Here is a 3,896-nt window from a genome sequence, read left to right as displayed (position 1 = left end):
AATGATTTGGTATTAGTTATATCTAATGCTTTAATTGAGGTATTGGGCCATACAATTGGCCGGTCATTGGTTGACTCTTTAAGAGGAGTACAATTAACCATTGCCCTGGATAGTCTGGAGAAGCTTCTAATAGCTCAACGTGATGAAACGGAGGACTTCATCCATGCACTAATCACTCAATCGGATGGAATTCAATTATTGATAACAAGCCAAATAGATCTATCAATATTTAGAGATCAGAAAGTGGTCATTAATTTGGAAGGTTTAAATGATGCTCCGAGTAAAGCTGTTTTGATTGATCAAATAAATGATCAGTTCGATATAGTAGATGAGAAGCTTGACTGGTTAGTGAGTTTTTGTGGAGGCCATCCACTATCCTTGAAAATAACATCATCCCTCCTACAATTTTACAAATCGGTGGATCTTGTAATAGAACAACTTCAAAAACATGATGCTCTGAAGCAACCAATGCGTAAAAAACACAATAAAGAAAATGCCCTATCTGTTTGTCTAGATGCCATTTATGGTAATTTGAGTAAATCCCAAAAAGAATTACTACATATAGGTAAGTTTTACCCTGCTGGTGTCAAACTAGTGCATCTTAAAGATGAGTTTGATTGTTTATATGATGATGTAGCAACATTAACTCAATTCTTTTTTATCAAGACCTCCATTGATGAATTGAGTATTGAAAGGTTTTCAATTCCAATTCCGCTTGTAAAATACCTATATGATCAGGCCAAAGTTGAAAGTAAAGAAGGCGGGGTTGCTTGTCAAAAGGAGCAATTAGAAAAGATTATGACGGAAGCAGCCATAATTGATATCCATTATTTAGAAACTGGAAAGTTTGGTTCGACCGCTCAAGGAATCTTTCGAATGGAAAGTGAATTGCCGAATATTCTAAACGCATACAGAATAGCCAGAATTATGGTGTCCTTGTGTCAAGAGAAGAAAGACAATGTTGGTGAAAATGAACATTGGTTGATTATAGCTGGTTTGGCTGCAGCATTAGGTAAATTTTGCTTTATACGCGGATTTTTTGAATACGGGACGACACTTTCAAAAGCAGGGATTGAAGCAAATATCGCCCTAGGATACATGCGTTTGGCAAGTACCCAATATATGTATTTGGCTCAATTGCAACAAAGACAATATGATCATAATGCCTTTGAAAAGACTTGTGGAGATTTATCGGATTTAGCCAAAGCAACACAAGATATCCAGATTGAGAAAGATAGTTTTTGGATGAATGGCAGGTTAGCACACCATAAAAAAAAGTGCAAAAAAGCAATTGATCTGTTCGAAAAAGCAAAGAATATTCTGTCTAATGAATTCGAGCAACAGAGTAAGAGAACATCAGAGGATGAAATAGACCCAAGCATTTTAGGAAATATTGCACTGATAGATTCTGAAATTGCACATGCCCATTATGATTTGGGAAACCTGACTTTAGCTGAGGAATATTACAAGAAATCTATTCAAATTCAATTAGAGCTTAAAGATGATAGTAACTTGATGAGTTGTTATCATCAATTGGCAAATTGCTTAACTCGTTCTGGAAGTTTACAAGGTCTTGAATACTACTTCAAGGCAATTGAAGGATTTAAAAGAAACGGCCAGTATGAATACCTAGCCAACTCCATTTCGGAATTGGGTCGCTTTGTTTTAGAGCGGCCTGAATTAGCAAATCATGATTTATTAGATGAAGATGCGTTAAAGAATGCTCTCAATAGCTTGAGTTATCAATTCAATGAATTTCTTAATCGACAGGAAAGAGTGAACTTTGACTTCATCAATATAGATATAATTGGAAAAGGTATATTAATAATGAAACTGATCAGTTTCACTAAACACTCTTATTTATTGTTTGATTGGGCAGAGGATTTTAGAGGGAAAGTGAACCCAGATTCAGGATCTTCATACTTTACAGCTTTTTTGAATGTTGCTCATATGGTTGGAGGTGTTGGATACCAATATCACCTGCAATCTAACGAGTCTAAAGAGGATATGATAAAGCATATCTTACAAGGAACATTGTTGCTCAATGGCGGTCCAGACCTAAAGAGTCAAACCTTTATTTTTTATTGGCTAGCTGCTTGGATGAAACATGCCAAGTTGAATATTAATGCTACACCTGAAGCCCTGCTGGAAGCAGCGTGGGAAAGTTTTGATAAGTAATACTGTTATAGTCTGTTATAGCTTAAGCTGAAAGAACTAACGATTTGTGTTGCGATTTTTCGAACCTCTGCATTCCCAATTCTAGGACTATCTCGTACCCATGAAATTACGTCAAATGTAGGATTCAGAATTCCTCGAATTTGAATAAGCTCCTTTTGAACCAAGTACTCGACTGCTTCCCGGTAGGATCTTTCAACTGACATGTACTCCTTTTTTTTGGGTAGAGGGAAGGAGAGCAATATCATATCATCAACTTCATTTACTTCATAACCTCGATACTGATTAAATCTTTTTCTAAGTTGACCCGTTCGATTGAAATGTCCATTTGCCCTTCCTATTGTGCCTGTATAGCCATTGGTCATTCCTACATAGACAACTTTATGAGTTTTGGAAATCCAAATGTATATATATGCCTGATCAAAGCCATTGAATACGTTAAAAACTCGCGTTTCATGCATACTTTTCCTCACTATAATTAGGCGGCAAATCATTTTCTAATTTGCGACACATATTGGCCAGAAATTCCGAAACGATTCGCCTTGATTCAGTCAATATTCTTTTCAGGTCTTCATATTCTGTATTGGCAATGTTTTTATATGCGTAAAGTTCAGCATCAGCAAATTGTAGCATTGTCAGATCGAAAATGATTTGTAAATCTCTGTTGTCCGAATTGTCTTCATATATCAATCGAGCGAATCGATGAAGCTTGTTGATCCTGACTGTATTACCCAAGTCAGTATCATAATATGGTTCCCAAAGGTGATTGTCTTGTACAGAAGTGACCCTGAAAATTTTAGTAAGATTTTCATTCCTTTCTCCCTTGATTGCCTCTTCCTTCTCCTCATCTGTAAAGTCATCATCATCTTCAACTTCTTCACCTTTATCTTCCTTCATCATACGAACTATCCATCTGATCTTACCGGCCATATCGTCAGTAATGGATTTCAATCGTTCCAAGGCAATTTCTTCGTCAATTAAATCATCACCCGGTAAAATTTCGATCTGTTCAAATTCCTCTAATAATTTATTGGCAATCTCATTAGGATCTTTGTTGATAATGTCCTTTGTAACCTTGCCGGCATTTTTCCAAGCGGCTTTACTCTTGCTCTTTGCCTCTTTGCTGAAGTCACTAATCGTATTATAAGCCTCATCGGAAAGCGTTAGTGAAGATTTTTTAACATCAATATTAAAGAAGTCATCGGCTTCATCATTTATAAGAATTCTCCCACGAAAGGCATAAAAGTCCTGGTCATAAGGAATTATTCCTTGCAAATTGGAAGCCCATGAAATCAATCTTTTATTTCTATACACATAGAAGCCATAATTTCCTGCTTCTATTAAATATCTGTCCCTAACCTCTTTATCTCTTGCTTCACCCAAGTGCTTTATTCTAAAAATTGGAGGGTAAGGAAGCTGTGTGATTTCGAGGGTAACATTGATATTCAATTCATTATCCAATGTAAGCTGTTTTGGTTTTTCGATCCATCTTACATCTGTGCCATCCCAATCATTTTCGTTAAGGTTTCCATTTGCTTCTGCTTCGGTAACGAAAAGAGGATCAATGGCATTTATCTCTTTGTCACCAATTTTAATATGTATATTATCTTCTGACAGGAAGTAATAGTAAATAACACCCACTTTGGTATTAAGCTGCATATTCCAGACTTAATTGACCCCCCATTCCATTTTGGTCTGACCCCCTGTTCCGGGCATCTGAC

Annotated in this window: 3 protein-coding genes; 1 reads left to right on the top strand and 2 read right to left on the bottom strand. The window is 36.4% G+C overall.

Going from position 1 to position 3,896, the window contains the following annotated elements:
• On the top strand, nucleotides 1-2,178 hold a 2,178-nt coding region (locus tag RLO81_RS01485), incomplete at its 5' end, for a tetratricopeptide repeat protein (protein WP_350106184.1).
• A gap of 5 nt (nucleotides 2,179-2,183) precedes the next feature.
• Here RLO81_RS01485 and RLO81_RS01480 read toward each other — a convergent pair.
• Together RLO81_RS01480 and RLO81_RS01475 are read right to left on the bottom strand one after the other, a co-directional pair.
• The gene (locus tag RLO81_RS01480; RefSeq protein ID WP_350106181.1) at nucleotides 2,184-2,636 is read right to left on the bottom strand and encodes a GIY-YIG nuclease family protein; all 453 of its coding nucleotides are present in this window, start codon (nucleotides 2,634-2,636) and stop codon (nucleotides 2,184-2,186) included.
• On the bottom strand, nucleotides 2,629-3,834 hold the full coding sequence (locus RLO81_RS01475) for a hypothetical protein (RefSeq protein WP_350106179.1): 1,206 nt from the start codon (nucleotides 3,832-3,834) through the stop codon (nucleotides 2,629-2,631). The genes RLO81_RS01480 and RLO81_RS01475 overlap by 8 nt, the downstream gene beginning before the upstream one ends.
• Nucleotides 3,835-3,896 lie beyond the last annotated feature (62 nt).

The sequence above is a fragment of the Fulvivirga sp. genome (genome assembly GCF_040220315.1).
In the GTDB taxonomy this organism is placed as follows: domain Bacteria; phylum Bacteroidota; class Bacteroidia; order Cytophagales; family Cyclobacteriaceae; genus Fulvivirga.
The sequence above is the reverse complement of the archived record's forward strand: the minus strand, read 5'-3'. Positions and strand labels throughout refer to the sequence as shown.